The organism is Neobacillus sp. NRS-1170 (genome assembly GCF_050468025.1).
This window is the reverse complement of record NZ_JBITPF010000028.1, coordinates 24,104-48,338: the sequence shown is the minus strand read 5'-3', so window position 1 is coordinate 48,338 and position 24,235 is coordinate 24,104. Positions and strand designations below refer to the sequence as shown.

Sequence of the window (24,235 nt, the reverse complement as noted above, 5' to 3'; positions counted from 1 at the left end):
CATTCAAAATGGTTACGTATTCATTTTGAAGCAAAATAGAAAATCAAACCTTATTGTTCATTTTCTATTTTTCTAGTTGTTCTTCTGTTGAATATTTTAACAGGTTCAGTTATTTTAATGCAATAATTTTTTTTATTTTCTATCATTTCAATTAATTCAGAGATTGCCAAGAGTCCTAAATTTTGCTGTGAGATACTGCCTACAGTCGTCAATTGGATCAATCCATGCTGACTAATGTCTACGTTATCAATCCCAATAATACTTAAGTCATCCGGTACTCTGAAATCTTCACTAATGGCATCGTCTATTAAATTTAATGCCAAAGCATCCGCACCCGTACAAATGGCGGTAGGACGATGCTCCAGTTTCATTAGGTGATGAAAAGCAGTTGAAATTTCTTGTTTAGAAGTATCAGTGTTGAAGATATATTGTTCGGAAAATGGTAGGTTATAATCTATGATTGCTTGAAGAAATCCAGAATAACGGTTGTTAAATGTACTGACTGTCAAAGGTCCTCCAACCCATGCAATGGTTTTATGACCTAGCTCAATCATGTGTTTTGCGGATAAATATCCCGCTTCAAAATTATCAATTTCAACAAAGTTTTCATTTTTTTTATGCTTTCGATTGTATGTAATGAATGGAATATCCAATTGTTTAAGCTTTTCGAATATTGGATCATCTATCAAAATACACGATAGAATGATTCCATCCACTTTATTTTCAAAAGCCGTCGCATATGCTTCAGGCAATTTATTATCGTTAACGTACTGTACGTTTACCCGGTACCCCATTTCATTAGCATAATTTATAATCGCGGATGTTGTATCAACAAAAAACGGGTTGTGCAGAGGTCCGGATAAAAGAGCAATTGTATTTGTTTTATTTTGGACAAGTGACCGCGCATGAGCATTAGGTATATAGTTCAACTCGTCAATTGCTTTCATAACTTTATCAAGGGTAGGTTTTTTAACAAATTCTGGCGTGTTTAATACACGAGAAACAGTTGTTTGGGATACGCCTGCGTGTTTTGCGACGTCTTTCGATGATACCAAGGCGGTACCTCCTTTTTTGTATAAAGATTCATTAACCGCCCATGTATTGGTGAAGACGGATGAACATGGAACTCCACGTTTTTTACCATTTACATAATTATATAATATCTATAGGCATTTTTCTTGTCAGTTTTTAATATACAATTATTCTTTATTATCTAATGCTGACTCTTCTTATGTAATTTTTCCTATTGCCTGTCCCATTCTTTCAGTCTCATTTCTAAATATCTTTAGATAGTCGCGTTCAAAATCCTCAACAGTAATTACCCCGTTGATATAATCCTCCATTAATCTTTGATATTTATAAATAAACATTTCTTTACCCCTTTTGTATATCTATATTTAGAACCATACGAATGAGATTCCTTCCATAACTTTACTGATACGTGGAACAAGAAATGCTGCCAAAATGACAGCCCGATCTTTAACTCTTGCACCCGATAATTTAAGTGAAAAATCTAAACATACAATTTTCTCTGAATGCTACGGTGATTCTACCCGTTTAAGAAACTTGTTTTCTAATATTGTCATTCCAAAAAGAAAAAGACAGTATTAATTAACACTTAAATAATATGGGGAATCATTCCTCTTTTAAATTCTCTATCCACTTTCCCCGAATATGTTTTTAACCTATTCTCTTTAAGAGCTATTTTTTGGTCTCTACTATGCCTAATAAGTCGAAAAATATCATAAATTGCATATAAAAATATTATTACAGCAATTATTATTTTTATTAATTCCTTTTCTTTCATCCTCAAGATTAGGTTTTCTTGGTATATTTCCCTTTAAATTTCCATTTATTCTTTCTTCAACTAATCTGACCGTTACTTGATGAAGAAAAACTGCCGATAATGGCAGCCGATGTTTAACTCAAGTAATAGGTACAAGCATTCACAATTTCTCCAATGACCTAGTAAGAGAAATTTTAAAAAGCAGCTAAAGTTATATAATTTAAATGCATCAAGGATTAATGGAGTTTAATCCTTCATATATTTAAGTAAATCATTATTTGTCCATAAATGAATACTGTGATTTTCAACCGGAATCGTATATTCCAATGGATAGAAGGACAATCATCAGAATGCTCAACAACAGAAAGAGGTATTAATTATTAATTTTATGGGTTTAGGAGGAATGAGTGTGAGAAATTTATTACCTAAAAAAGGGATAGGTGGATTGAATTTATTTTGGTCAATTGTTGTTTTGATGGTTGCTTTTTTTCCTAAAATTGCAATGGCTGCAGGAAACGACACACTTGAGGAAAAGGTTTCAAATCTATTTATAGGTATCTCAAATATATTATTCCTTCTCATTCTTATTGCTGGTTTATTTAAGTTCTTGTTTCATTTGATGAAATATTACTTCAGTTCCACTCCCCTAGTCAAAACCGAGAATCGTGATGAAATGAAGTCAACTATCAAATTAACAGTTTTATTGTTGATTGTAAATGGCATTCTGGGATGGTTATTACGCTCGGTATGGATGATTAACTAATGAAAGTTAGTTCAATCTTCATTGCATTGAAAGCTTAGCGAGCTGAATAGAACCTTTAATGTTTTTTATCGCCAGGGGAATCACCCGAATAAATTGCTTTCACAGTAGCCAGTGACGAATGCCTTCTTATATACTGGGTGGTCCATCTTCTCCAAGAACTCAACCAAGTAGCTTAGTCTATCCTTTGATTAGCAACCATTGACCTTAAGGTTCTAATGGATGATTCTTCAGAGATGGAAAATGTATCGTGTATTGATTGTTGAATATTGGTTCGCTGCATGATTTATATCATATACAATGGCATTGATTTCTTCTAAAGAAACGGTATCTAAGTTGATAAAAAATAAGGCTGGGTAAACTTACTAGCAGCTTTTCTTTTTCCCCTACTGTTAATCGCTCACTGAATTTATTCATTTAATAGAACCTCCATATTTTTCAGTTATTTCTAGCATGGTCAAAATTTGAGTAAAACAAAAAAGACTTTCCGCTAAAAAGTGGCTTTTTACCCTAAATAAAAAGATTTCACAGCGGCTCAGTGTGTTCTCAACTTCTTTAATTGATATGCTTTACTCCTTTTATTAAATAATTCATTTAACTAAATTATTTATAGCTGAAAATTTCTTGTGTTGTCCTTGGACATCCATATTACTCATCTGAATGTATTTACGTGTCAAGCTCATGACTTATGCCCTAAAGTCTTTTGTAAGCTAAATGGGGCTCCACCATTTTTTATATACCATAATGCTCCAGTATGTCGGAATGTATGGGGACTGACACGTTTTTTAACCCCTGCTTCCCTTCCGAGGTCTCTCACCTTTATCACTTCAATTTAAAACTTTATCGCCTTCATGTAATGGAACTTACTAGGCCAGGCAATGTTATAACTGTCATCAGCATGTTTTTTGGGGGAATTTATAGATTTTCTGACCTGAGGGAACCATCATTTATAAAAAAAGAAGCTGACTAAAAAAGTGTTATATAACCACTTTTTTAGTCAGTATTTATTTCTTTAGGGTAGGATTAATTATTTTAGATATAGGCTAAAAAAAGGTCAGTCTAATCAAACGCTTGATTAGTAGGGGGCGAAGTCATAGATTAAATGGAGTTTCTTTTCCATGTCCTATTGTTCAAACCTACAACATGGAATTTTGGACACATTCCAAAATAACTTAAAGGACGATTAGGTGTGGCATATCGTCCTTGCTGTGTTTAATTATTTAAGTGCTTTACTAACTTTTAACTTCTTTCCTTTTATGGTTGCATTCTCCATAGCTTGTAAAACGAGCGAGCCTTTTCCATTAAGAATATCAACATAGGACATTTGATCCTGGATAGTAATAATTCCAATATCATCTGCAGTTACTCCAGGAATTTTCGCAATCGTTCCAACAAAATCTACCGCTCGAAGCTTCTTCTTTTTTCCACCGCTAAAATATAGTTTCATGATATCTTGGTTAATTCTTGCGGTTTTATTATTTCTTACGACTCGTCGGCCGCTTATTTTTTCTTCGAAAGCAGCCTTCTTACTAGCAACTTCATGGGGCTTCGGTGCATCCATTTTTGGAATTTCAAAGCCAATATACCGTTCAATATTTTTAACAAATTTTCCTTCATAAGGTGTCGCAAACGTAATCGCTTTTCCTTCATTTCCTGCGCGGCCAGTTCGGCCTGTCCGGTGGACATAACTCTCTTTTTCCATTGGAACATCATAGTTGATAACAAGTGTCACATTATCAATATCAATTCCTCTTGCTGCTACGTCGGTGGCAACTAAATAACGGAAATTCCCCATTTTGAAACCATCCATTACAGCAAACCGATCTTGTTGTTCTAATCCGCCATGGAGTCTTTCACAAGAATAATTGGATTCTTCCAATTCGGTATAGACAGTATCGACATGTTCTTTTGTGCGGCAAAAAATAAGGCAGCTGTCTGGATTTTCAACGACGGTAACGTCTTTCAGAAGTGAATTTTTTTCATCTTCCTTCACTTCGATTAGACGATGTTCTATAGTATCCGTCGTGATCCCGCCAGCCTCAATTTCAACATTAATGGGATTTTCCATATACTTATGGCAGAGGGTTTCAACATCTTTAGGTAATGTTGCCGAAAATACCATTGTTACTCTATTTAAAGGGAGTTGATTAATAATTGCTTCTACTTCATCGATAAAACCCATATTAAGCATTTCATCAGCTTCATCTATAATTAGATACTTTATTTTATCTAAAACCAGGGTTTCTCTTTCAATATGATCCATAACACGTCCTGGGGTACCAACAACTACATGAGTTTTTTGTTTCAATTCTTCTTTTTGTTTCGTAAAAGGTTCTTTTCCGTAAACGGCCATTGCTTTGATCCGTTTAAACCTTCCAATATTCGTAATGTCTTCACGAACTTGAACAGCCAGCTCTCTGGTTGGTGTAAGGATTAAGGCCTGTGGCAATTTTTCTTCCCATTCAATCATTTCGCAAATAGGAATTCCAAAGGACGCAGTCTTACCGCTGCCAGTTTGAGATTTTACGACGAGATCTTGATCTGCCAATGCTAATGGAATGACTTTACTCTGAACCTCTGTCGGAGCTTCATATTTTAATACTTCTAAAGATCTTCTTATTTCATCGCTTAAATTAAAACCCTCAAATCTTGTTTCACTCATGTATTAACCTCGTTTTTTTGTATTTATCCCGCTTATCTATAGGATTTCTCTCAAAGAAATATCATATGCATAATCTGAATATGGTTCATTATACTTGAAACTTCCGCGGAATTGGAATAGAAATTCTTTCTGCAACCTTGGAATAATGCTGCAGCAACAGCCCTAGCAAAGCGTTTATTAAAGGTAAGTTAAATGTATTAGATGATATTAAAAAAAGACTAAAAAAATTGAATATAACAAAATAGATATTTACGAATATAAGGTAACGAAAACCTTCTCAATTAGAATTAGAGGGTTCCTTTTTGAGGTGCTTATCTGAAATTTACATAGCAATTGGAAAAGAAGAAACTCGCCAGCAGCGAGTTTTTTCGTTTTAGCGCTCCTGCAAAAATTATGTTTCCTAGTTAAGATAAATAATTCTATCAAAGCTCATTATGAAGACTTTTCTTTTTGGTATCCAAAACATCAACAAACACCCCAACTTCTCTCTCAAACACCATCTTAACCGTTCCAACCGGGCCATTTCGCTGCTTAGCAATCTCAATTTCAATAATCTTGTTTTCTTCATTTTCTCTATTGTAGTACTCATCCCTGTAAAGGAGCATAATCACATCTGCGTCCTGTTCGATGCTGCCGGAGTCTCGGAGGTCAGACATTCGGGGGCGTTTATCAATTCTTTGCTCCACTCCCCTAGACAATTGGGATAGTAGGATAATGGGAACCTGATATTGTTTGGCAATCCGTTTCAATTCTTGTGTGATACTGGCAATCGCCAGATCATGACGGTCATGTTTCCCCGTTACGGAAATTAGCTGAAGGTAGTCGATCACGACAAGATAATCGCTGTCCGGAAATTCCCGCCTTGTCTTTTGTATCCTTGCACGAATGTCGGAGACAGTTTGTGTGGAATGGTCATCGATTTGGAAATTCCATTTGTAATAAATCTCAAGTGCTGTCGTTGCTTTTGCTCGGTCCTCCTCCGTAAATAGCCGGTAAGAATTCCTCCATTTTGCGCCGTCTATTCCGGTTAAGTTGCTTAACATCCTTTTAACGAGCTGCTTGTTAGGCATTTCAAGGGAAAACAAGTCAACAACACCGCCTTTTTTACAGCAGTTCATGGCCAGGTTCAAAGCAAAAGCCGTTTTCCCCACTGAAGGTCGGGCAGCCAGGATAATTAAATCCCCTTTGTTCCATCCACTTGTCATTTGATTGAGCGAAACATACCCTGTATCGATTCCCTGAATGTCACCATGGTCTTCATACATTTCATCGTAAATCTCCATAATGACATCCTGTTTCGTATCCTTATGCACCCGGCCGAGCTCTTGCATGTGGATATAGGTTTGGTAGAAGCGTTCTGCGTCCTCCATACTTCCATTATTTAAAAAGTCAGCTGCGACCCGCTTCAGCTCTCGATTTTTAAAATGTTCAAGCACAATCCTTTGGTACTCCTCAACATTAGCAGCTGACGGACATGTAACAGACAGCCAGGAAAGGTAACTGATACCGCCAATGGCTTGGAGTTTTCCCGTACCTAGTTGATCCATCATGGTGATCATATCAATCATCCGCTCTTGCTGCCGAAGTTCCAACATTGCTTTAAAAATGAACTGAATACCTCTCTGGAAAAAATGTTGTGGTTCCAGAATAAGTTCGTGTATGATGGAGGGCTCTAAAAAGACCGCTCCCAAAACCATATTTTCTGCCTCAAGTAGTTCAGTTTGTTCATCGGCATTATAGCCATTGAGGCAAAGGTTTCCTGACTGCATATTTATTGTCCCGTTCAATCCGCTCTCTCCCTTCCTGCTCCCATTGTTTCATCTTATCGGGAAATGGATTTCTTTTTTCACAAAAAGCAGCAATGTCTGAAATAGTGGGTGGGAAAGGGCTTTTTGCTATGTACGTCATCAGGTTTTGCAATACCCGGTTGTAATCCATTCCACTTAGGGTTTTTATCCATAGAATGATCGCTTCATCATTGATTCTAAACTGGGTATAGATAGATTCAATTTTTTCTAGAATTTGATTTGCCTCAATATGATTCATCACTAGCACCCCTTACCCCAGTCGTCCCTGTACGTCTAGGCGCTTTATTCTTTCCTGCAGCGTTTCAGATTTACTTTGTTTTTTCAGTTTACTTTTATGTATTCGTGTTAAAATCGCAGTTTCGTAATATACCATGCTGTTAATCGTTTCATTTGGGTTATTTTTTATTTAATTGAAATACGTCTCATCCATCCAGTCTAAAATCATCTCTAACGGAATATGATGCTTAGCAACTCTCTCCAATGCATTTATGTCCTTTACAGACAAGACCCTGCCCCGGTTTCGAAGTTTAATAAACCGTTCAGTGATGGCATTTTTTCTCGATTCAAATTCCCCTCCCGCCCGAAGGGAACTCTCTTGATCATCTTCAATTTTTTCCTTCTCTTTATTCTCTAGTTCTTGATTTAGTTGCACATTCGTTTCGTGCTTGTTTCCCGGTTGTTGCATCATCGTTCCGCGAATAGGAGGGCAAAAAAAATCAATATTTCCGCCATTTTGAATGTCCTCATACCGTAGCACGGTAAATAGAGTTCCGATGCTTAATTCCTCTGTGGCGATCAAGCCCTTTTTGACTAGTTTATCAGCAGCCCACTTAATAGTACTTTTTGAATACAGCTTCTCTCCTCTGCCCTCCCGGTACCCAAGGTCTTCAACTAGTTTCGAATACGCCCTGATGTATTGCCCCTTTTTCAAAGGAATTCCGCAGACCATTTTTCCATTTTCCCGGGATGCCTGTATCAACAACAGCAAAAATAGTCGAAACGGAACAACCTCCTTCCACAATTCTGTCTCCAGCACATCCCGATATAACTTCACCCAACCGCACATATCCTGTCACCTCTTATTTATTCATTCATCCTTTATATAGATAGAAGGAAGGGATAGGGTTAGGGTAAGGGGAAATAATATTTGTTTTTTATGACTTTCTGGTGAACTATTGGAAGTGTAATGGCAAAAAGTACTGCTTTGCATATAAAAAAATCCGCTATGGCATTGATTAGCGGATTAAAATAAATATTTATCTATTTAGACCTTTATTTTTGGGAATAATGTTGTAAATTGTGTAGATTGAAAGCATAATGGCTGTTGCAATCGAAAGAACCAGGAGATTATAGATTGGGTTAATGGTTAGACCTAAAACATAATAATTTGTTCCCCAGTTATAAAATGTTTCTAATGGAGTTCCAGGTTCAGGTAATATACTGTAGAAATAAAATGAAGGCACACCATGACTAATGATGATGTTATAGCCAGCTGGCAATGACAACGTAATGGCAATCAATGATACATATCTGTTTCTGATAAAAATCGCTCCGGTACAATTAACAAAGCAGACAAATGGCATAATTGCAATGGGATTAAATCGGACACCAAATTCCCCTTATAGAAATTATTAATATTCCTAATTACCATAATTAATATTAAAATACCAGCCATTTCCTAAGTGCAAGGAGCTTGGGCAGGGAAACGCAGCTTTTAAAAAAGCTACAGTTATTCCATTATAGGGGGCTTTAATGGAATAAGAACGGGAACGTCCAAATCGGACGTTCCCATATTTTATACCTGAAAAACAACAATACTATTTAACAAAGCCTTCATTTACAAAAATCCCCAACTTGAAGCATCCTCGAGAACAATTAGCCTTTTTTTACAAGTGAATGACGATTAAGTACATATTTAACCGCACCAATATATTCGGTCAGTGCCCTTTGACTAACTGCAGCGGTTGGCACGACACCTTCAAATCCGTGATAACACCCCGGATACAGATGGAATTCAACATCAACGCCAGCCCGACAAAGGCGGGTTACGTAATCCAGTGTTTCATCACGAAATGGATCTAATTGTCCTACACATGTATAGGTGTAAGGCAGACCTGATAAATCAGTTGCTCGCGCTGGGGCTGCATACTTGGATACATGATCTGTACCATTTTCACCATTTAAGTACATAGTCCAACCTTTTTGATTCAAATCATGATTCCATACCATATTACCTGTTATTTCTATACTAGACGGTGAATTATTACGATCATCTATCATTGGATATAATGGCATTTGGAAACATAATTCGGGACCTTTTCGATCTCTTGCAAGTAAAGTAAGTGCTACGGTTAATCCGCCCCCAGCACTTGCTCCCGCTGCTCCAATCCTAGAGGAATCAACCCCTAATTCAGATGCATGTTCAGAAAACCATTTCAGCACTGCATAACAATCTTCTAATCCTGCTGGGTACGGATGTTCTGGAGCGAGACGATAATCTACGGAAACTACTACACAATTCGCTTCTGTCACAAACCGTTGGCACAAAATATCATCCCCTTCAGGAATGCCAAGGACATAACCGCCCCCATGAATCCATAATAGGCCAGGTGAAACACCATTTTTTTCCTTCGGTTCATATATTCGTACCCTAACGGCAGGATGATCCTGTGAACCCGGTACCATTCTGTTAGAAATTGAAACAGACTCATCAACGGGGATATCAATAGATTGCGAGATTACCTTCATACCCTGTCTTGTTGCCTCAAGATTGTCTAAATCAAGTGGCGGAAATAATTCAAGTACCTCTCTTAATTCAGGATCAATTCTATTTTTCATATATCAATACCCCCTAAATCATTATTTCTTCTATTTGAACTTATTCAGAGAAATGCAATGTATACGTTTACATTTCAATAATCCACTTACTTCTCTCTTAAAAAATTATGCTGTTAATCCACCATCGATTGTAACAATAGAACCATTCATATAACTAGCTTCTTCTGATGCCAAAAAGTAAACAACATTAGCTATCTCCTCAGGTGTAGCAGGTCTTCCAAGTGGACCATTCTGCTCAGGGTTATTTATATCCATATGTTTCGTCATATTTGTTTCGACACCGCCTGGACAAATAGCATTTATTCTTATCCCTTTTGATCCATATTCTACTGCGGCAGTTTTCGTTAGACCTATTACCCCATGCTTGGACGCAGAGTATCCCCCTAAATAAGTTGTACTTTGAACGCCTGCTGTCGAAGCTGTATTAATGATCACCCCAGATTGTTGCTCCTCCATGACCTTTAATACATGTTTAAGTCCTAGAAAAGCACCTTTTAAATTCACTGCTATCACTCGATCAAACATTTCCTCGCTATAATCGGCTAATAGAGTTGGTTTACTAAGAACACCAGCATTATTAAAAAACACTCTATTCTTCCATACAGATTTTTAACAGTGGAAACATATTTTTCTACATCAGAGTTTTTCGATACATCTGCTTGAATAAAAATCCCTTCACCTCCACTTTCTTTTATAAGACAAAGTGTTTCTTCTCCTCCTTTTTCATCTAAGTCAACAACAACGACGCACATTCCCTTTTCTGCCAATTTAAAACTTACAGACCTGCCTATGCCACTTCCAGCTCCAGTAATTAACGCTTCACCATTTTTTAAAGACATTTATATACTCCCTTTCTGCGAGAAACCATCTTTAGTAGACAAAGTAAATCCATTGTACCCCAAAGCAGCAACTTCATTACATTTGTGCTTATATGTGTCAAATCCCCCAAGATAAATTAGGAAACTCCGTGGTTTACCTGCAATATTTGAACCGGTGTACCAGGAATCAGTTTTCACATAAAGAGTCATTTCCGCAACCTCTCGGCAATGCTTGCTCCATGCTTCTTCTGCCTCTACCGTTGGTTCGAAAATTTCTATCTCATGTTCACGCATGTAATCTAAACAATCGGCAATCCATTCAACATGCTGCTCAATCGCCGTTGGCATATTTACTAGTACAGACGGACTCTCAGGTCCCGTAATCATAAAGAAGTTAGGGAAACCAGCAGTTGCAAGACCGAGATAAGTTCTTACCATAGAACCTTCTTCCCATTTTTCCTTTAGTAACACTCCGTCTTTGCCTCGTATATCAATTTTAAATAATGGTCCTGTCATCCCGTCATAACCGGTAGCAAAAACAAGGATGTCTAGTTCATACTCTTTTTCCTTTGTTCGAAGCCCTTTTGGAGTTATCTCTACAATTGGCGCCTTCTTGACGTCAACTAACGTGACATTTTCTCTGTTATATGTTTCATAATAATCAGTGTCCAAGATTGGACGTTTTGTGCCAAAATAATAGTTTGGAAGCAGCTTTTCAGCGATTTCAGGGTTATGGACGATTTCTTTTATTTTCGACCGAATAAAATCAGCAGCTGTATGATTCGCCTCCTCATTAATTAAAAGGTCGTAATAAGCGGATGTTAAAGCATAACCCCCTTCTTCCCAAGCCTTTTCATATACCTGATGACGTTTTTCCGGTGGATCCGATAGAGCTGAGATAGTACGAATTTGGATTCCATTGCCCGTTTGGGATTCGCGCATCTGTCTTTTAATTTCGTTAAAGTTTGCTTTCGTTTGATTAATAAACTCTGGAGCATAAGGGTGATTTCTGGCTGGCATTGTATATTGTGGGGTTCTCTGAAAAACAGTCAAGTGATCCGCTTCTTTTGCAATAACGGGGATAGCCTGTACACCACTTGACCCCGTGCCAATTACCCCAACCCGCTTTCCTTTAAAATCCACTTTTTCTTGAGGCCATTTGCCGGTATGATACCACTCACCCTCAAAACTTTCTAAGCCATTAAATTTAGGCAGATTGGCAGCAGAAAGACATCCTGCGCCTGAAATGAAATACTTTGCAGTTACACTTGTACCATCATTCATTTGAATCTTCCATCTGTTACTTGTTTCCTCGTAATGTGCAGCAGTAATGCGTGTATTAAAATGAATGTCCCGACGCAAATCAAATTTATCTGCTACAAAATTAAGATAACGTAAGATTTCCGGCTGTTCAGGATATCTAGAAGTCCAAGTCCACTCTTGGTAAAGTTCTTTAGAGAAAGTATAGTTATAATAAATACTTTCGATGTCACAACGTGCTCCAGGATAACGGTTCCAATACCATACACCACCTACCCCGTCCCCAGCTTCATAGACACGTGTAGAGAAGCCCGCCTCTCGTAAATTATGAAGCATATATAATCCAGAAAAACCAGCTCCTAGAACGACTGCATCCAAGTAATTAACTTGATTTGTTGACATCATTTACCTACCTCCCCAACTTTCAATCAAAATGAAAATAACATTTTACCTGTTTTATTTGAAAAATCTCCCTCCTAACACTTTTGGGTTCATCCCAAGGTGGACATCTCAAGCTGTTTATCTTAAAGTCTATACCTTTTTGAAATAATTGAATATTCCGTATTTTTAGAGTATAATATCCCTAAAAAAAGGGGATGTTTTATGGTTTTTTACTCTACCATTCAAGAATCTATTCAGGGGCTTGGGTCTATTTCAAGTCACGAGGAGCAGCTTTTTAAAATATTAGAGATTTACATGGAACTTTTCCCTGTCCAAAATTCTTATTTACTAAGATACTCTCCTCTAGGCTATCTCGCTGAAGGAGTAATTTTCCTCGATTCTACCGGGGGGGTACATATTGGTGAAATACGTGATGATATTCGTTCTATTCCCATTATTTTCTCAGCGATTAGTGAAAAGAAAGCAAAATTTTGCAAAGGGCTTGAATATCTTAAACAAATGGGCAGCAAATATACCATTACTTCCAACTTTAATTCCCTGTTAGTTGTTCCGATTTGCTTTGGTTCGTTTGTCTTCGGTTATATATGCAGCTCAGATTTTGAAGAAGGTTCAATGATCGATGATCAACTGCTATCATCTTTTACCCTTTATGGGAAATTAGTTGGAAAAGTGATCGCTAATTGGAATAATGAAGAGGGAATGCAAATCCTAAGTCGAAGAGAATTAGAAGTAATGAGAAGGATAGCATATGGAGAAAGCACAAAAGAAATGTCTGATAATATGAAAATTAGCGAATTAACGATTAATCAATATGTAAAGACCGCGGTTAAAAAGATCGGCGCAAATAATCGTTCACATGCAATTGGAGAATTATTTAGGAAAGGGATTATTTCATAGCCTTAAATTGAACAAAAATATTAGCGCCGCATTCCCCTTCAAAATCGCAGATTTAGTGGGGGTTAGGCGCAATGGTCTTGCCTTTCTTTTTTTTCAGAATGTGTAGTAAGTCGTATACTGAGTATATATTTCAATTGGAAGGCGGGTTTGATGATGAAAGTAGCTAAAACTTTACGAAACAAAATTACCAATCATTCACGCATCTTCGATGCTACACTTGATATTTATAAAAAACAATAGGATTTATTATAGATGTGTTAGATAATGAGTTTGATAACGTACATGATATATCAACTAAATCTATCTTGCCGGCAGTCGAAAAATTGATACATATCACGAAATCAAGCCCTCTTCCTAAATATATAGAGTTTAACCTACGATTTTATAAATTCCCTTCCTATTATAGAAGAGGTGCCATTGGTACTGCTTTTGGCAAAGTAAAAAGCTATCGCTCTAACTATCAAAATTGGCTAAATGAAAGAAGTTTAAAAAGAACCCTCCTACATTACAACTAGTACATAAAGAATTTCCGGTGTTCTATAAAAATAATATGTTCGAAAAGTCATCAGATACTACTGCTAAAATCAAAGTTTTGTATCAAAATGATTGGGTATGGGTAGATATCAATTTTAAAAAGTGACCGTTGTGGATGTAAGCCCTTCTCATTTAACATGAAGTCAACCCATTCACGAAACACATCTAGTGTCATTTCCTCGCTTGATAGGTCTCCATCAAGATAGTCCAGTAACCATTGAAGATGAATCTGATATTCTTCAATAGTACGAGGAGCTAAACCCTCAGATTGTTTGAACCCCATAAACCGCTCGAACATTTCTGACATATTGACCGTCTCAGTTACCTTTCTAACTGGGCTAACTCTTCCATGCTTTCTAGCACCTTATCTCATGCAAAAAACCTTCAAATATAGTTATTTGAAGGCTCTGAACACACACAGTTTTGTCTTCTCAGTTTCATACAGACTCGTTCAAAATGAGCAAAAGACTGTGTAGGTGAGAATTTATGTATTTGATTGAAAATCTTAATTTGGCGGGACTGCGTGGGAATCGAACCCACCAGACCTGGCACGCAGGTCTCAAGCAGTTTTGAAGACCCCTTTTATGGTATTGATATGCCGACAAAAGAGGAGTTATTTGCTAACAGACATGAACATGAACGAGCAATTGGAGAAGTAATTGGCGCGGATTCATTAGCGTTTTTAAGCACTGAAGGTTTATTGGAGGTGGTTGATGTAAATCTTGCAGAAACCAGCAGCCGTTGTGTTTCCTGTTTTAGCGGAGCTTATCCAAGAAAATTATATTTGAAATGAATAGTATCACACACCTTATATGAAACAAACTGCCCCCCAATTGTTAGACAACCTAACAATTGGAGGAGCAGTTTTTCTATGGGCGGAAATAAACAATTCCGAAGAACTTCTTATCTTGATTTTTTCTATTCAAGAAATAATTTCTTTGACCAGCAGATTTATTCGATCGTTTTCAGCCTATTCCTTGATTACTTTTTATTTGCGCGTAAACTTTTTGGTATGTAGCTGCTTCTTTTACCATTCCTTTATGTTGATACATACGACTTATTTTCTGTACAGGATTAGGGTCCTGTGGTTGAAGTTCCATTTCCCAGAAAAAGTAATCAATTGCTTTATCAAATGTTTAAACTCTGCATAATAATCCCCCAATTCCATCATCTGATCAGGTTCCTCTAATAATGCTAACATATTATTCATTTTTCGAATCACCGCTGAATAGGGGTGTATTTTTTGAATAGGTAAAAGTTTTTCGTGAACCTCTTTGAGATTATGCTCTTCAAGCAGGATAACAGCGAGTTGAAAGATTTTTTGTTCCAATAGTTTAGAGTGATCTTCGGGGACTAGCTGTTGAAACATAAATATGAAATCGTCTAGGTGAGATCCTACAAATCCAGCATTCAAATTCCCCCATAATGAATTCAGGATAGCATCATAGGAAGTTGGCAGATCATGGATGAAATTTAATAAAAATAAGGCCGCTGTCTCGTAATTATCTTCTTGAATCATTTTTTCAATAATGGACTTTGCCTCAGGTAAAACTCGATACGGATTGATATTTACCTCTCCTAGTATGAATATCCATTCTTTCATCGTAACAAGTTGTAGAGCAAAATCTGTGTACTTTTTAATCGATTCAGCCTTTGGAGATTCAATCCAGAGCACTAACAACTCCAGTAAACAATCCTGTTTTGTAAATATATCTTCTAAAAAAACACGCATTTCTGGATTTGATCTATTTTGGAAGCAAAGTAGTTCAACAAATAGTGGATCCTTTTTTAGGATGGAAGGTAAACTCGAGGATTTGTAAAAATCATGATATGAATTGAATTCTTGTGAATTTAGACGTTCATTTGCTGATTTTAATGAAGGTACAAAATCATGTAAAATTTGAATAATCTGAAATGACTTCATAAATTTTCCGCTTCTTCTATAGTGAAAAAAGACCTTGTCAATAATTTTTACAAGCTCATCCTTATCAAAAAATGAGTCAAGTGTTGTCGCAATATAGGCTATTTCCTTTAAAGAATAATGAATTTGGAGTTGAGTGAAGAGTTTATTTTTATTTTGAATAGAAACGGATTGATTGGGGATTAATGCATTTAATATTGGATGAGGAGATTCAATCACAATACCTTCATGAAATGCTTTATTGATAAATGATTCTTCTTCCACCTTATCTAGTTTATCACCATATATTAATGAATTTTTAAAGTATATAAAATAAAATCATTCGTTATCTGCTGTTAAAACTTCGATTACATTGGTTCTTGCAAACACCGCAGCCCGGATAACATTACCTTTTACTTTATACTTTTTATCTTTTATGGATATTTCAATTGGTCTTATAAGCTCTATATACATTCAACTTAGCCTCCTTGCATAATGTATACACTGATTTTCTATCTTTCGTGGTTAATTATAACATACTTCCCAAAAAAGCTACTGTTCACAGTGATTCCAAAGTTTTCCCTCCGGAAGTAAAACAAATAAAGGTTGCCAATCACCAAATCCAAGTCTGGTGCTTGACACCCTAAGTTATAAACAACTTAATCCTGCTTTATGCTAATCCATTCCATTCAATTCGATACAAATCATGTCGTCGATCGCGTAATTGGCGCAGCGAACCAGAATTCCGAGAACGTCTCAGCTTCTCAAGGTCTACGTCACCAACAACTACGGTGTCAATGTTAGCATCACATTCCCCTACAATCCCATCCCTTGCAAACTCAAAATCGGAAGGCGAGAAAATTCCAGATTGTGCGTACTGAATATCCATATTCTCAACATGCGTTAAGTTGCCCACGGTTCCAGCAATACAGGTATATACTTGGTTCTCAATCGCACGTGCCTGGGCACAGTAGCGAACACGGAGGTACCCCTGACGATCCTCCGTACAAAAAGGTACAAATATAATGTTTGCACCCTTATCAACAGCAATCCTTGCGAGTTCCGGAAACTCGATGTCGTAAGAAATGTGGATAGCAATCTTTCCGCAATCCGTGTCAAACACATGAATTTCGTTTCCTTCTGAAATGCCCCACCACTTTTTCTCGTTTGGTGTGGCGTGAATTTTGGACTGTTTTTCTATCGTGCCGTCGCGACGGAATAGAAAACCAACATTGTAGACATCCCCATTTTCTTCAACAAAATGTGATCCACCAACAATGTTGATGTTATATCGTACTGCGAGTTGCGTAAACAGTTCAATATATTGATCTGTATAGGTTGCCAGTCGTCGAACTGCCTGATCCGGCCGTTTTTCTTCCAGAAATGACATCAATTGGGTTGTAAATATCTCCGGAAATACAACAAAATCAGATCCGAAATCAGCCGCGACGTCGACATAGTACTCAATTTGACGATTAAAATCCTGAAACGAGTCAATTTTTTTCATCATGTACTGAACCGCACAGATTCTAACCGGGAACGATGTGCGATAAATTCGCTTATTCTTTGGACGATAATCGATGTTGTTCCATTCCATCAAGGTAGCCATAGAATCAGATGCTTTGTCATCTGGCAGGTAGCTTGTGTTGATACGTTTAATAGTAAACCCCTGCAGGAGCTGAAAGGACAAAACTGGGTCATAAATACTGTGCTTCTCAACTGCAGCAACATACTCACGAGCCGTCATTTCATTCTTGTATTTGTGGTAATTTGGGATTCGTCCGCCGATAATGATGCTTTGAAGATTTAATCGAACAGCGAGTTCCTTGCGCGCCTCGTAAAGACGGGCACCTAGTTTCATGCGCCGGTATCCTGGATCGACCATCACTTCAATCCCGTACAAATTTTTCCCATTGGGGTCGTGATTCGTGATATACCCGTTGTCCGTAATAACGTCCCATGTGTGCTGGTCGTCATATTCTTCAAAATTGACGATTAAACTTGAACAGGAACCTACAATCTTGTCCTCATATTCCACGCAAAATTGACCCTCTGGGAAAATTCGAATGTGACTAACCAATTGCTCCCGCTTCCATGGGTCCATGTTAGGGAAGCAAACTTTCCCTAACTCTATAATTTCATCAATGTCTTCGATTTGTATGTTGCGAATGATTATTTTCTTCTCGTATTTCGACATATCTGTCTCTGACACGTTCTCACACCCTCGTTCTAGTTGTAAAGCTATGTAGTTTCCTTGAAAATATCCTAGCTTCTATTAAAATGCCATTATTCATTTATGATTCCCTTTAATTACATAATTAATGATGCATATAAAAAGTTATTCTGAGTCAAAATTTCCATTTTCCCCTTAACTTTGCGAATGATTGATCTTTATAATAACTCCGTCTACTAATACCTCACACTTGGTGACTTCATCTCCTTAGCAAAAGCAGTAGGATGGTGCTTATTCCACCGCTTATGTCATTCCAATTGTAATGAATAGATACGTTATTAAGAGTAATCCTGTTTTAATTCTTTGTCACGTTAAACGAAAGACTGTAAGTTAAGCCATTCCACGGCATGGTTGAATTTCAAGATTTAATGAACGCAATTGAACCGATACGGATTGCTTGCTCATGCAGTCTCCAGACCCGCTCTAGTACGCTCGAGATTATGTTACGTTTCATCTCAGCTAGGACAAATAATTGAAAAAAACGACAAAAAAAGAAAAAAATGGATTAATTTTTCTTTTATATTTTCATAATTAGAAGTATAATAGTTTTCCTCATCAAGTGATCCATGAATAAAAACTCTCATAAGATTCATTTTATATAGCAGTGGAGGGAGGAGAACCCTTGAATAATCGATTATTCGTTTTACGCAATTATGAAACAATCGTAAGTTAGTTTGTTTGTTGTATCTGCTTACCTTGTGTTTTATTTAAATATGAATGGAGTGTATTTCATGATTTTCAGCCAACAGGATTTCAATGTAAAAAAATTAAACTACTCGATTTGATCTGCTATTAAAAGAGACGCAAAATATTTGTCTAAATTAATATTACAGATTAATGGAGAAACCAAAAATATGGACCTTGAAAAGGGAGAGGCGTTCATAGACCATAACTTTATCTCGGAACAACGAAGGTCGACTCGTCAAATTCGTTGAACGGAGTTTTAATTTCAGTAACAGTTTAAGATTCAATAGTGTCTTCTTCTGTCTTCATTGGCTTAAACTTCTCATGAATTGAAATATGAAAAAGGTTTTCAAGATAACACCAACGCAGAATACTCTCATTGTTCTTACACCAATATTGACTGTTGTAGGTTGAAGACCTTTATCGTTGAGCATAAAGTCAACTCACTCAAGGAACACTTCATGAGTCATTTGCCCTCTTCATAAGTCTTTACCAAGATAATCTAGTAACCATTGAAAGTGAATCTGAAAATCTTCAATAGTACGAGGAGCTAAACCCTCCGTCTGTTTGAACCACATGAATCGCTCAAACATTCAGTCATAGTCAAATTCTCAGTAACCTTTCTTATACCTGTGACTCTTCCTTGTTTTCTCAATCCTTACGCATACAAAAAACAAGGACAAAAAAGCCGTTCTCTGTAATTGACAGGGGCTTTTATTGTGGAATAAAGCTAGCATAACCATCCTGGGTTAATTGTAATTTCCTCTAATCCACCAATACCCTCCTGCACAATCCTCAACAACAATGCATCCTTCTTTTCCAAGAAAGATGCATTCCACAACCTTAGTATTTCCTCCATCTAACAACATCCTTCGCCAACAGCTGATGTCTGGCCCATCCATGCGCATGAGTAATCATTTTCTCAATCATCCCTGTAGACCGAGCCAGCAGCCTCAAAATCACTCCTCCCTTCGGCAAAGAAGACAATCCGAAACAAACGTCTTCCTGAATATCCTCCATGACTTCATATAAACCATCCAAAAAACCTTTATCTGCTTGATTATGATAGATGAGGAAGGTCCCAACATGGGTATACCCCTCCATTTGCATAATCCCGTTCAACTGATCGTCCGGCTTAAGCAGCAAATGATCAAATAAAACGAGCTTGTCATTTTTATAGACTTTTAATTTCGAACGGATCCAGTCATAGCGAAACAAGCTCCCATCCTCTGCCCATCCAGGTGTGATTATATCGCTATAAAAAAAACCAGCTTCCTCCTCCATCCGAACATTAGTTTCTTGAATAAAACGCGCACCCTCATAAGCGATTAATGAATCCGGAAAATATTCAAGCACACTTCCCTTGCCCACTTTCAAATTTGTTTGCTGAACAACAGGGTTTTTCGGCGTTTTATATACTTTTGTAGCGGATTGCGTAGTAACTGCCAATTCCGCTCCCGCCTCAACAGAAAGGTCAGTCAAATAGGTATCGCCGTCGACATAGCCGCCCCCAACATGAATCAGATAAACGGTTGGCACATCCTCCTCCAGGTACACCGGGCGAGTTAATTTCAATGCCCCTTCATAATAACAGCTGGATACAATACTTTTGGACTGCCTTCTGACCGCAGAAAGCTCCAATACGCCGGTATAGCTCATGACTCCAATCCCATTAATAGAGCTTGTTTTTTAATCCAATCGATCACTTGTTCAAGGCCTGTTCCATCTTTTAAATTTGTAAAAATAAAAGGCTTGTCCCCTCTCGCATCGATCGTGTCCCGCTCCATGATTTCCAGACTTGCTCCAACGTAAGGCGCCAAATCAATTTTGTTGATGATGAATAAGTCTGACTTAATCATCCCTTGTCCGCCTTTGCGCGGAATTTTTTCCCCTTGGGCCACATCAATAATATAAATGGAAAAATCAACAAGCTCTGGACTGAATGTTGCCGCTAAATTATCGCCACCGCTTTCGACAAAGATCAATTCAACATCAGGGTGTCTTTCTTTCAATTCATCGATGGCCGCAAAATTCATCGAGGCATCCTCACGAATCGCCGTATGCGGACAACCGCCAGTTTCCACCCCGATTACCCGATCCTGAGGCAGCACTCCGTTTTTCATGAGAAATAACGCATCTTCCTTTGTATAGATGTCATTCGTGACAACGGCCATGCTCAGTTCTTCGTGCATCGCCCGCGTTAATTTTTCCACAAGCATCGTTTTTCCTGCGCCAACAGGACCTCCAATTCCTATACGTACTGGTTCCATTCTCAATATCCCTCTTTTTCTAAAAAATTTAAGACATAAACAAGCGTACATGTAATCGTTCATGACGCATTTGGGCAATTTCCAATCCCGGGCTGACCGCCCCAAGATCATCCTTAGACAACAACAAAATCTTCCGAACGGCTTTCTTTAAAAGCGGCTGGATGTTGACCAACAGCTTTTGACCATCGGTCTGTCCGAGGGGAATGCTGCGGACTGCGTTTTGAATCAGTGAAGAAACAGCTCCATATAAATACGCGCCAATGGCAGTTTCTTTTCCCACTTGTAAGTGGCAGGCAACGATCGAAAAAACCAAGGCAGAATGTCCATAGGCCTGCTTTTCTTTGATTTTATCGAGATAATCATCGAGAATCGGTGATGGATAAAGGCCGGCACATAGTTTTGCCATTCGTTCCCCAATTCGGCGATTTCCGATCCTCGTTTCTTCCGCAAGGCTCGCAGCAAATAATAATTGATCTAGCTCGAATAGATCCGCCATCCTGTTTTGCCCGACCCCTTCAAAAGCAAGCCGGCACGCTAGTCCCTCGACAAAAACAAGCTGTTTTTCGATATATACGATGATAGCTTCAGAAAAGCTTTTCGTATCCGTAATGACTTGTTCCTGAATGTAGGTTTCCAATCCGAACGAATGCGAAAAGGCTCCGGATGGAAAGTTGGAATCACACAACTGAAGCAGCGGAAACAATTCATTAATCATGGCGGTGTCCAATATGGCGAAACGCCTGCTTTACCTTTCGATTTTCCCGCTTAAAAGGAATTTCTAATTGCTGGAGAAGCTCTTCGACTAAATAATCATACTGAACAAGCATTTCATTTCCTTCAAATTGGGCCGGGAGATGACGGTTCCCCAGTTGGTGGGCAATTTCCCCCATCTGCTGGATCGACGTTGGCTGGATCACCAACAAGTCATCATTTTTAACGGAGATTACGATCATATTTCGTTCATCTATATATAAGACATCACCGTCGATTAAGTCACGATTGTCTTTTAAGCGAATCCCAATCTCCTTGCCATGGTCGGTGACAACACGCTGAATCCGTTTAACCAAGTCATCGCTGTTCATGTACACCCGTTCTGTATGCGGTGCTTTTTTTTCTATTGTCGCAACATTTCCAATTACTTTTTCAATAATCATTTTTTTCTCTCCTTGAAAAAAGAAATAGAGTAGGGCGTTACAGGAATGAATTTCTCCAAACTTGGTGAATGTTTCGCGAAAAAAGAATTTATTTCGCCAAACAAAAATAGAACCCTTCAACCAAGTAAGGATCGTTGTACCTTCCTGGGTTTCGCAACTCAAACACCTTAAAACAAGAAATAGCGCTGTGCCATTGGAACTACTTCCGCCGGCTCACAGGTTATTAATTCACCATTTACTTTCACTTCGTATGTTTGCGGATCCACCTCGATTTCAGGTGTTTCCCCATTAAAAACCATCGATTTTTTCGTTAACTGGCGGATCCCTGACACAGGTTTGACGATTTTCTTTAGCCCAAGTGTTTCATGAACCCCTTTTTTAAAAGCAGCTTGGGATACAAATGTCATCGACGTTTGATATTTGGCACTTCCGAATGATGCAAACATCGGACGATAGATAACCGGCTGCGGCGTTGGTATGCTGGCATTTGGATCTCCCATCAAACTGTGTGCAATCATGCCGCCTTTTAAAATCAACTCTGGTTTCACACCGAAAAACGCCGGATCCCAGACAACCAAATCCGCGAGCTTTCCTGTTTCAATCGAACCGACATAATCGGCAATCCCATGTGTCCAAGCAGGGTTGATCGTATATTTGGCAATATACCGCTTGACCCGGAAGTTATCGCCAACGCCTTGATCTTCCGCCAGTTTTCCGTGCTGTTTTTTCATCTTATCCGCCGTTTGCCACGTACGGGTAATCACTTCTCCCACCCGTCCCATTGCCTGCGAATCTGAGGAAATCATACTGAATACACCGATATCGTGTAGGATATCTTCTGCGGCAATCGTTTCTTTGCGAATCCGCGAATCAGCAAAAGCAATGTCCTCCGGAACCTCTGGATCAAGATGATGGCAAACCATCAACATATCTAAATGCTCTTCCAGTGTATTAATCGTATAAGGCCTTGTTGGATTGGTCGATGACGGCAAGATATTAGGGAAGCTGGCAGCCTTAATAATATCCGGTGCATGTCCTCCCCCGGCGCCTTCCGTATGATACGTATGAATCACGCGTCCATCAATGGCAGCCAATGTATCCTCAACAAATCCACCTTCGTTAAGGGTATCGGTATGAATGGCGACCTGCACATCATATTGGTCAGCCACTTTTAGACTGGTATCAATGGCTGCAGCCGTTGTTCCCCAGTCTTCATGAAGCTTTAAGCCGATTGCTCCCGCTTCAATTTGTTCCTTTAACGGAGCTTCATCCGAAGCATTTCCTTTTCCCAAAAAACCGAGATTCATTGGGAATTCTTCTGCTGCCTGGAGCATCCGGTGGATATTCCACGGGCCTGGGGTACAGGTGGTTGCGTTCGTGCCTGTAGCCGGCCCTGTCCCCCCGCCAATCATCGTGGTCACGCCAGAGGAAAGCGCCGTTTCAATTTGCTGCGGACAAATAAAGTGGATATGGGCATCAATGCCTCCGGCGGTTACGATTTTTCCTTCTGCGGCAATCACTTCGGTTGACCCACCAATGACGATATCCACCTTGTCCATCAGCAGCGGATTCCCAGCCTTGCCAATCTCCACAATCTTCCCATCTTTCACACCAATGTCTGCTTTATAAATCCCGGTATAATCAACAATCATCGCATTGGTTAACACAAGGTCCACACTTTCCGCCCTTGTCACAAGCGGGTGCTGCCCCATTCCATCACGAATCACCTTGCCTCCCCCAAACTTCACTTCATCCCCGTAGGTGGTGTAATCTTTTTCTATTTCTATAAACAGATCAGTATCTGCTAAACGGACAGCATCTCCAACCGTTGGACCGAACATATCGGCATATTGTTTTCGCGGCATGTGAAAGCTCACTTACTTCTCCTCCTTTATGACGGAACCGTTTGTTAATTTATTTAAACCGTACACCCTCTGTTCCCCCGAAAAAGAAACGAGCTCTACTTTCTTTTCATCGCCAGGCTCAAACCTTACGGCCGTTCCCGCCGGAATATTCAAATGCCTGCCAAATGCGCGACCACGGTCAAATTGCAACGCTGTATTGACTTCAAAAAAATGAAAATGCGAACCGATTTGGATCGGACGATCGCCCCGGTTTAACACAGTAATGACTAGCGGCGGCTTATTTTCATTACACAAAATTGGCTCCTTTTTTAATCGATACTCCCCAGGAATCATTGCTTTCCCTCCTATATAGTTTTGGTTTGGG

The 24,235-nt window shown here is 38.6% G+C and carries 23 protein-coding genes and 1 pseudogene; 3 read left to right on the top strand and 21 right to left on the bottom strand.

Annotated features, from left to right (window positions below; genetic code table 11):
• Nucleotides 1–50 precede the first annotated feature (50 nt).
• Both ACIFOT_RS13355 and ACIFOT_RS13350 read right to left on the bottom strand, forming a co-directional pair.
• Nucleotides 51–1,055 carry a LacI family DNA-binding transcriptional regulator gene (locus ACIFOT_RS13355; RefSeq protein ID WP_430065198.1) on the bottom strand — a complete coding sequence of 335 codons (1,005 nt, stop codon included), beginning with the start codon at nucleotides 1,053–1,055 and terminating at the stop codon, nucleotides 51–53.
• Nucleotides 1,056–1,229: 174 nt separating this feature from the next.
• The gene (locus tag ACIFOT_RS13350) at nucleotides 1,230–1,370 is read right to left on the bottom strand and encodes a colicin immunity domain-containing protein (protein ID WP_430065196.1); all 141 of its coding nucleotides are present in this window, start codon (nucleotides 1,368–1,370) and stop codon (nucleotides 1,230–1,232) included.
• A gap of 825 nt (nucleotides 1,371–2,195) precedes the next feature.
• On the opposite strand from ACIFOT_RS13350, the gene ACIFOT_RS13345 reads away from it, so the two are divergent.
• A complete protein-coding gene (locus ACIFOT_RS13345) occupies nucleotides 2,196–2,549 on the top strand; it encodes a hypothetical protein (RefSeq protein ID WP_430065194.1) in 354 nt (117 codons plus the stop codon).
• Nucleotides 2,550–3,225: 676 nt separating this feature from the next.
• On the opposite strand, the gene ACIFOT_RS13340 is transcribed toward ACIFOT_RS13345, so the two are convergent.
• The 9 genes and pseudogenes from ACIFOT_RS13340 to ACIFOT_RS13300 form a co-directional block, all read right to left on the bottom strand.
• Nucleotides 3,226–3,363, bottom strand: coding sequence for a tyrosine-type recombinase/integrase (locus tag ACIFOT_RS13340; RefSeq protein WP_430065192.1), 138 nt, complete (start codon nucleotides 3,361–3,363; stop codon nucleotides 3,226–3,228).
• Between the two features lie 399 nt (nucleotides 3,364–3,762).
• On the bottom strand, nucleotides 3,763–5,208 hold the full coding sequence (locus ACIFOT_RS13335; protein WP_430065191.1) for a DEAD/DEAH box helicase: 1,446 nt from the start codon (nucleotides 5,206–5,208) through the stop codon (nucleotides 3,763–3,765).
• A gap of 422 nt (nucleotides 5,209–5,630) precedes the next feature.
• Nucleotides 5,631–6,995: a replicative DNA helicase gene (gene dnaB / locus ACIFOT_RS13330; protein ID WP_430065189.1), complete on the bottom strand. Its 1,365-nt coding sequence runs from the start codon at nucleotides 6,993–6,995 to the stop codon at nucleotides 5,631–5,633.
• The gene (locus tag ACIFOT_RS13325; protein ID WP_430065187.1) at nucleotides 6,943–7,254 is read right to left on the bottom strand and encodes a hypothetical protein; all 312 of its coding nucleotides are present in this window, start codon (nucleotides 7,252–7,254) and stop codon (nucleotides 6,943–6,945) included. Before ACIFOT_RS13325 ends, dnaB begins: the two co-directional genes overlap by 53 nt.
• Nucleotides 7,255–7,422: 168 nt before the next feature.
• A complete protein-coding gene (locus ACIFOT_RS13320; RefSeq protein ID WP_430065185.1) occupies nucleotides 7,423–8,082 on the bottom strand; it encodes a hypothetical protein in 660 nt (219 codons plus the stop codon).
• Between the two features lie 190 nt (nucleotides 8,083–8,272).
• Complete coding sequence (locus ACIFOT_RS13315) at nucleotides 8,273–8,536, bottom strand: hypothetical protein (protein WP_430065184.1); 264 nt, start codon at nucleotides 8,534–8,536, stop codon at nucleotides 8,273–8,275.
• A 355-nt stretch (nucleotides 8,537–8,891) separates the two neighbouring features.
• A complete protein-coding gene (locus ACIFOT_RS13310; protein ID WP_430065182.1) occupies nucleotides 8,892–9,854 on the bottom strand; it encodes an alpha/beta hydrolase in 963 nt (320 codons plus the stop codon).
• Between the two features lie 105 nt (nucleotides 9,855–9,959).
• Nucleotides 9,960–10,693 (bottom strand): annotated as a pseudogene (locus ACIFOT_RS13305) (SDR family NAD(P)-dependent oxidoreductase).
• On the bottom strand, nucleotides 10,694–12,337 hold the full coding sequence (locus ACIFOT_RS13300) for a flavin-containing monooxygenase (RefSeq protein ID WP_430065180.1): 1,644 nt from the start codon (nucleotides 12,335–12,337) through the stop codon (nucleotides 10,694–10,696). It lies immediately after the preceding pseudogene.
• A 198-nt stretch (nucleotides 12,338–12,535) separates the two neighbouring features.
• Here ACIFOT_RS13300 and ACIFOT_RS13295 point away from each other — a divergent pair, with 198 nt between their 5' ends.
• Complete coding sequence (locus tag ACIFOT_RS13295; RefSeq protein ID WP_430065178.1) at nucleotides 12,536–13,231, top strand: LuxR C-terminal-related transcriptional regulator; 696 nt, start codon at nucleotides 12,536–12,538, stop codon at nucleotides 13,229–13,231.
• A gap of 565 nt (nucleotides 13,232–13,796) precedes the next feature.
• Here ACIFOT_RS13295 and ACIFOT_RS13290 read toward each other — a convergent pair.
• Nucleotides 13,797–14,072 (bottom strand): hypothetical protein, encoded by a 276-nt coding sequence (locus ACIFOT_RS13290; protein ID WP_430065176.1) that lies wholly within the window; start codon nucleotides 14,070–14,072, stop codon nucleotides 13,797–13,799.
• A gap of 216 nt (nucleotides 14,073–14,288) precedes the next feature.
• On the opposite strand from ACIFOT_RS13290, the gene ACIFOT_RS13285 reads away from it, so the two are divergent.
• Nucleotides 14,289–14,558 carry a hypothetical protein gene (locus ACIFOT_RS13285; protein WP_430065174.1) on the top strand — a complete coding sequence of 90 codons (270 nt, stop codon included), beginning with the start codon at nucleotides 14,289–14,291 and terminating at the stop codon, nucleotides 14,556–14,558.
• 264 nt (nucleotides 14,559–14,822) lie between these two features.
• Here ACIFOT_RS13285 and ACIFOT_RS13280 read toward each other — a convergent pair whose 3' ends face one another.
• From ACIFOT_RS13280 to ACIFOT_RS13240, 9 genes are all read right to left on the bottom strand, one after another.
• Nucleotides 14,823–15,950: a hypothetical protein gene (locus ACIFOT_RS13280; RefSeq protein ID WP_430065172.1), complete on the bottom strand. Its 1,128-nt coding sequence runs from the start codon at nucleotides 15,948–15,950 to the stop codon at nucleotides 14,823–14,825.
• A 54-nt stretch (nucleotides 15,951–16,004) separates the two neighbouring features.
• Entirely contained in the window at nucleotides 16,005–16,139 is a 135-nt protein-coding gene (locus tag ACIFOT_RS13275) for a hypothetical protein (RefSeq protein WP_430065170.1), read from the bottom strand.
• Between the two features lie 196 nt (nucleotides 16,140–16,335).
• A complete protein-coding gene (locus ACIFOT_RS13270) occupies nucleotides 16,336–17,877 on the bottom strand; it encodes a bifunctional GNAT family N-acetyltransferase/carbon-nitrogen hydrolase family protein (RefSeq protein ID WP_430065169.1) in 1,542 nt (513 codons plus the stop codon).
• A 1,548-nt stretch (nucleotides 17,878–19,425) separates the two neighbouring features.
• Entirely contained in the window at nucleotides 19,426–20,241 is an 816-nt protein-coding gene (locus tag ACIFOT_RS13265) for an urease accessory protein UreD (protein ID WP_430065167.1), read from the bottom strand.
• Complete coding sequence (ureG, locus tag ACIFOT_RS13260) at nucleotides 20,238–20,852, bottom strand: urease accessory protein UreG (protein ID WP_430065165.1); 615 nt, start codon at nucleotides 20,850–20,852, stop codon at nucleotides 20,238–20,240. The genes ACIFOT_RS13265 and ureG overlap by 4 nt, the downstream gene beginning before the upstream one ends.
• A gap of 28 nt (nucleotides 20,853–20,880) precedes the next feature.
• Nucleotides 20,881–21,567 (bottom strand): urease accessory protein UreF, encoded by a 687-nt coding sequence (locus tag ACIFOT_RS13255; protein ID WP_289982938.1) that lies wholly within the window; start codon nucleotides 21,565–21,567, stop codon nucleotides 20,881–20,883.
• Complete coding sequence (ureE, locus tag ACIFOT_RS13250) at nucleotides 21,560–22,006, bottom strand: urease accessory protein UreE (protein ID WP_289982164.1); 447 nt, start codon at nucleotides 22,004–22,006, stop codon at nucleotides 21,560–21,562. Before ureE ends, ACIFOT_RS13255 begins: the two co-directional genes overlap by 8 nt.
• Nucleotides 22,007–22,173: 167 nt before the next feature.
• Nucleotides 22,174–23,883: an urease subunit alpha gene (gene ureC / locus ACIFOT_RS13245; protein ID WP_430065162.1), complete on the bottom strand. Its 1,710-nt coding sequence runs from the start codon at nucleotides 23,881–23,883 to the stop codon at nucleotides 22,174–22,176.
• Nucleotides 23,884–24,204 (bottom strand): urease subunit beta, encoded by a 321-nt coding sequence (locus ACIFOT_RS13240; protein WP_430065160.1) that lies wholly within the window; start codon nucleotides 24,202–24,204, stop codon nucleotides 23,884–23,886.
• Between the last annotated feature and the right edge of the window lie 31 nt (nucleotides 24,205–24,235).

What these genes read in the sequence shown, in the direction of transcription:
- ACIFOT_RS13350 (WP_430065196.1), bottom strand. Translation starts at nt 1,370, where the DNA reads ATGTTTATTTATAAATATCAAAGATTAATGGAGGATTATATCAACGGG.
- ACIFOT_RS13335 (WP_430065191.1), bottom strand. Translation starts at nt 5,208, where the DNA reads ATGAGTGAAACAAGATTTGAGGGTTTTAATTTAAGCGATGAAATAAGA.
- ACIFOT_RS13325 (WP_430065187.1), bottom strand. Translation starts at nt 7,254, where the DNA reads ATGAATCATATTGAGGCAAATCAAATTCTAGAAAAAATTGAATCTATC.
- ACIFOT_RS13320 (WP_430065185.1), bottom strand. Translation starts at nt 8,082, where the DNA reads ATGTGCGGTTGGGTGAAGTTATATCGGGATGTGCTGGAGACAGAATTG.
- ACIFOT_RS13310 (WP_430065182.1), bottom strand. Translation starts at nt 9,854, where the DNA reads ATGAAAAATAGAATTGATCCTGAATTAAGAGAGGTACTTGAATTATTT.
- ACIFOT_RS13300 (WP_430065180.1), bottom strand. Translation starts at nt 12,337, where the DNA reads ATGATGTCAACAAATCAAGTTAATTACTTGGATGCAGTCGTTCTAGGA.
- ACIFOT_RS13295 (WP_430065178.1), top strand. Translation starts at nt 12,536, where the DNA reads ATGGTTTTTTACTCTACCATTCAAGAATCTATTCAGGGGCTTGGGTCT.
- ACIFOT_RS13290 (WP_430065176.1), bottom strand. Translation starts at nt 14,072, where the DNA reads ATGTCAGAAATGTTCGAGCGGTTTATGGGGTTCAAACAATCTGAGGGT.
- ACIFOT_RS13275 (WP_430065170.1), bottom strand. Translation starts at nt 16,139, where the DNA reads ATGTATATAGAGCTTATAAGACCAATTGAAATATCCATAAAAGATAAA.
- ACIFOT_RS13265 (WP_430065167.1), bottom strand. Translation starts at nt 20,241, where the DNA reads ATGAGCTATACCGGCGTATTGGAGCTTTCTGCGGTCAGAAGGCAGTCC.
- ureG (WP_430065165.1), bottom strand. Translation starts at nt 20,852, where the DNA reads ATGGAACCAGTACGTATAGGAATTGGAGGTCCTGTTGGCGCAGGAAAA.
- ACIFOT_RS13255 (WP_289982938.1), bottom strand. Translation starts at nt 21,567, where the DNA reads ATGATTAATGAATTGTTTCCGCTGCTTCAGTTGTGTGATTCCAACTTT.
- ureE (WP_289982164.1), bottom strand. Translation starts at nt 22,006, where the DNA reads ATGATTATTGAAAAAGTAATTGGAAATGTTGCGACAATAGAAAAAAAA.
- ACIFOT_RS13240 (WP_430065160.1), bottom strand. Translation starts at nt 24,204, where the DNA reads ATGATTCCTGGGGAGTATCGATTAAAAAAGGAGCCAATTTTGTGTAAT.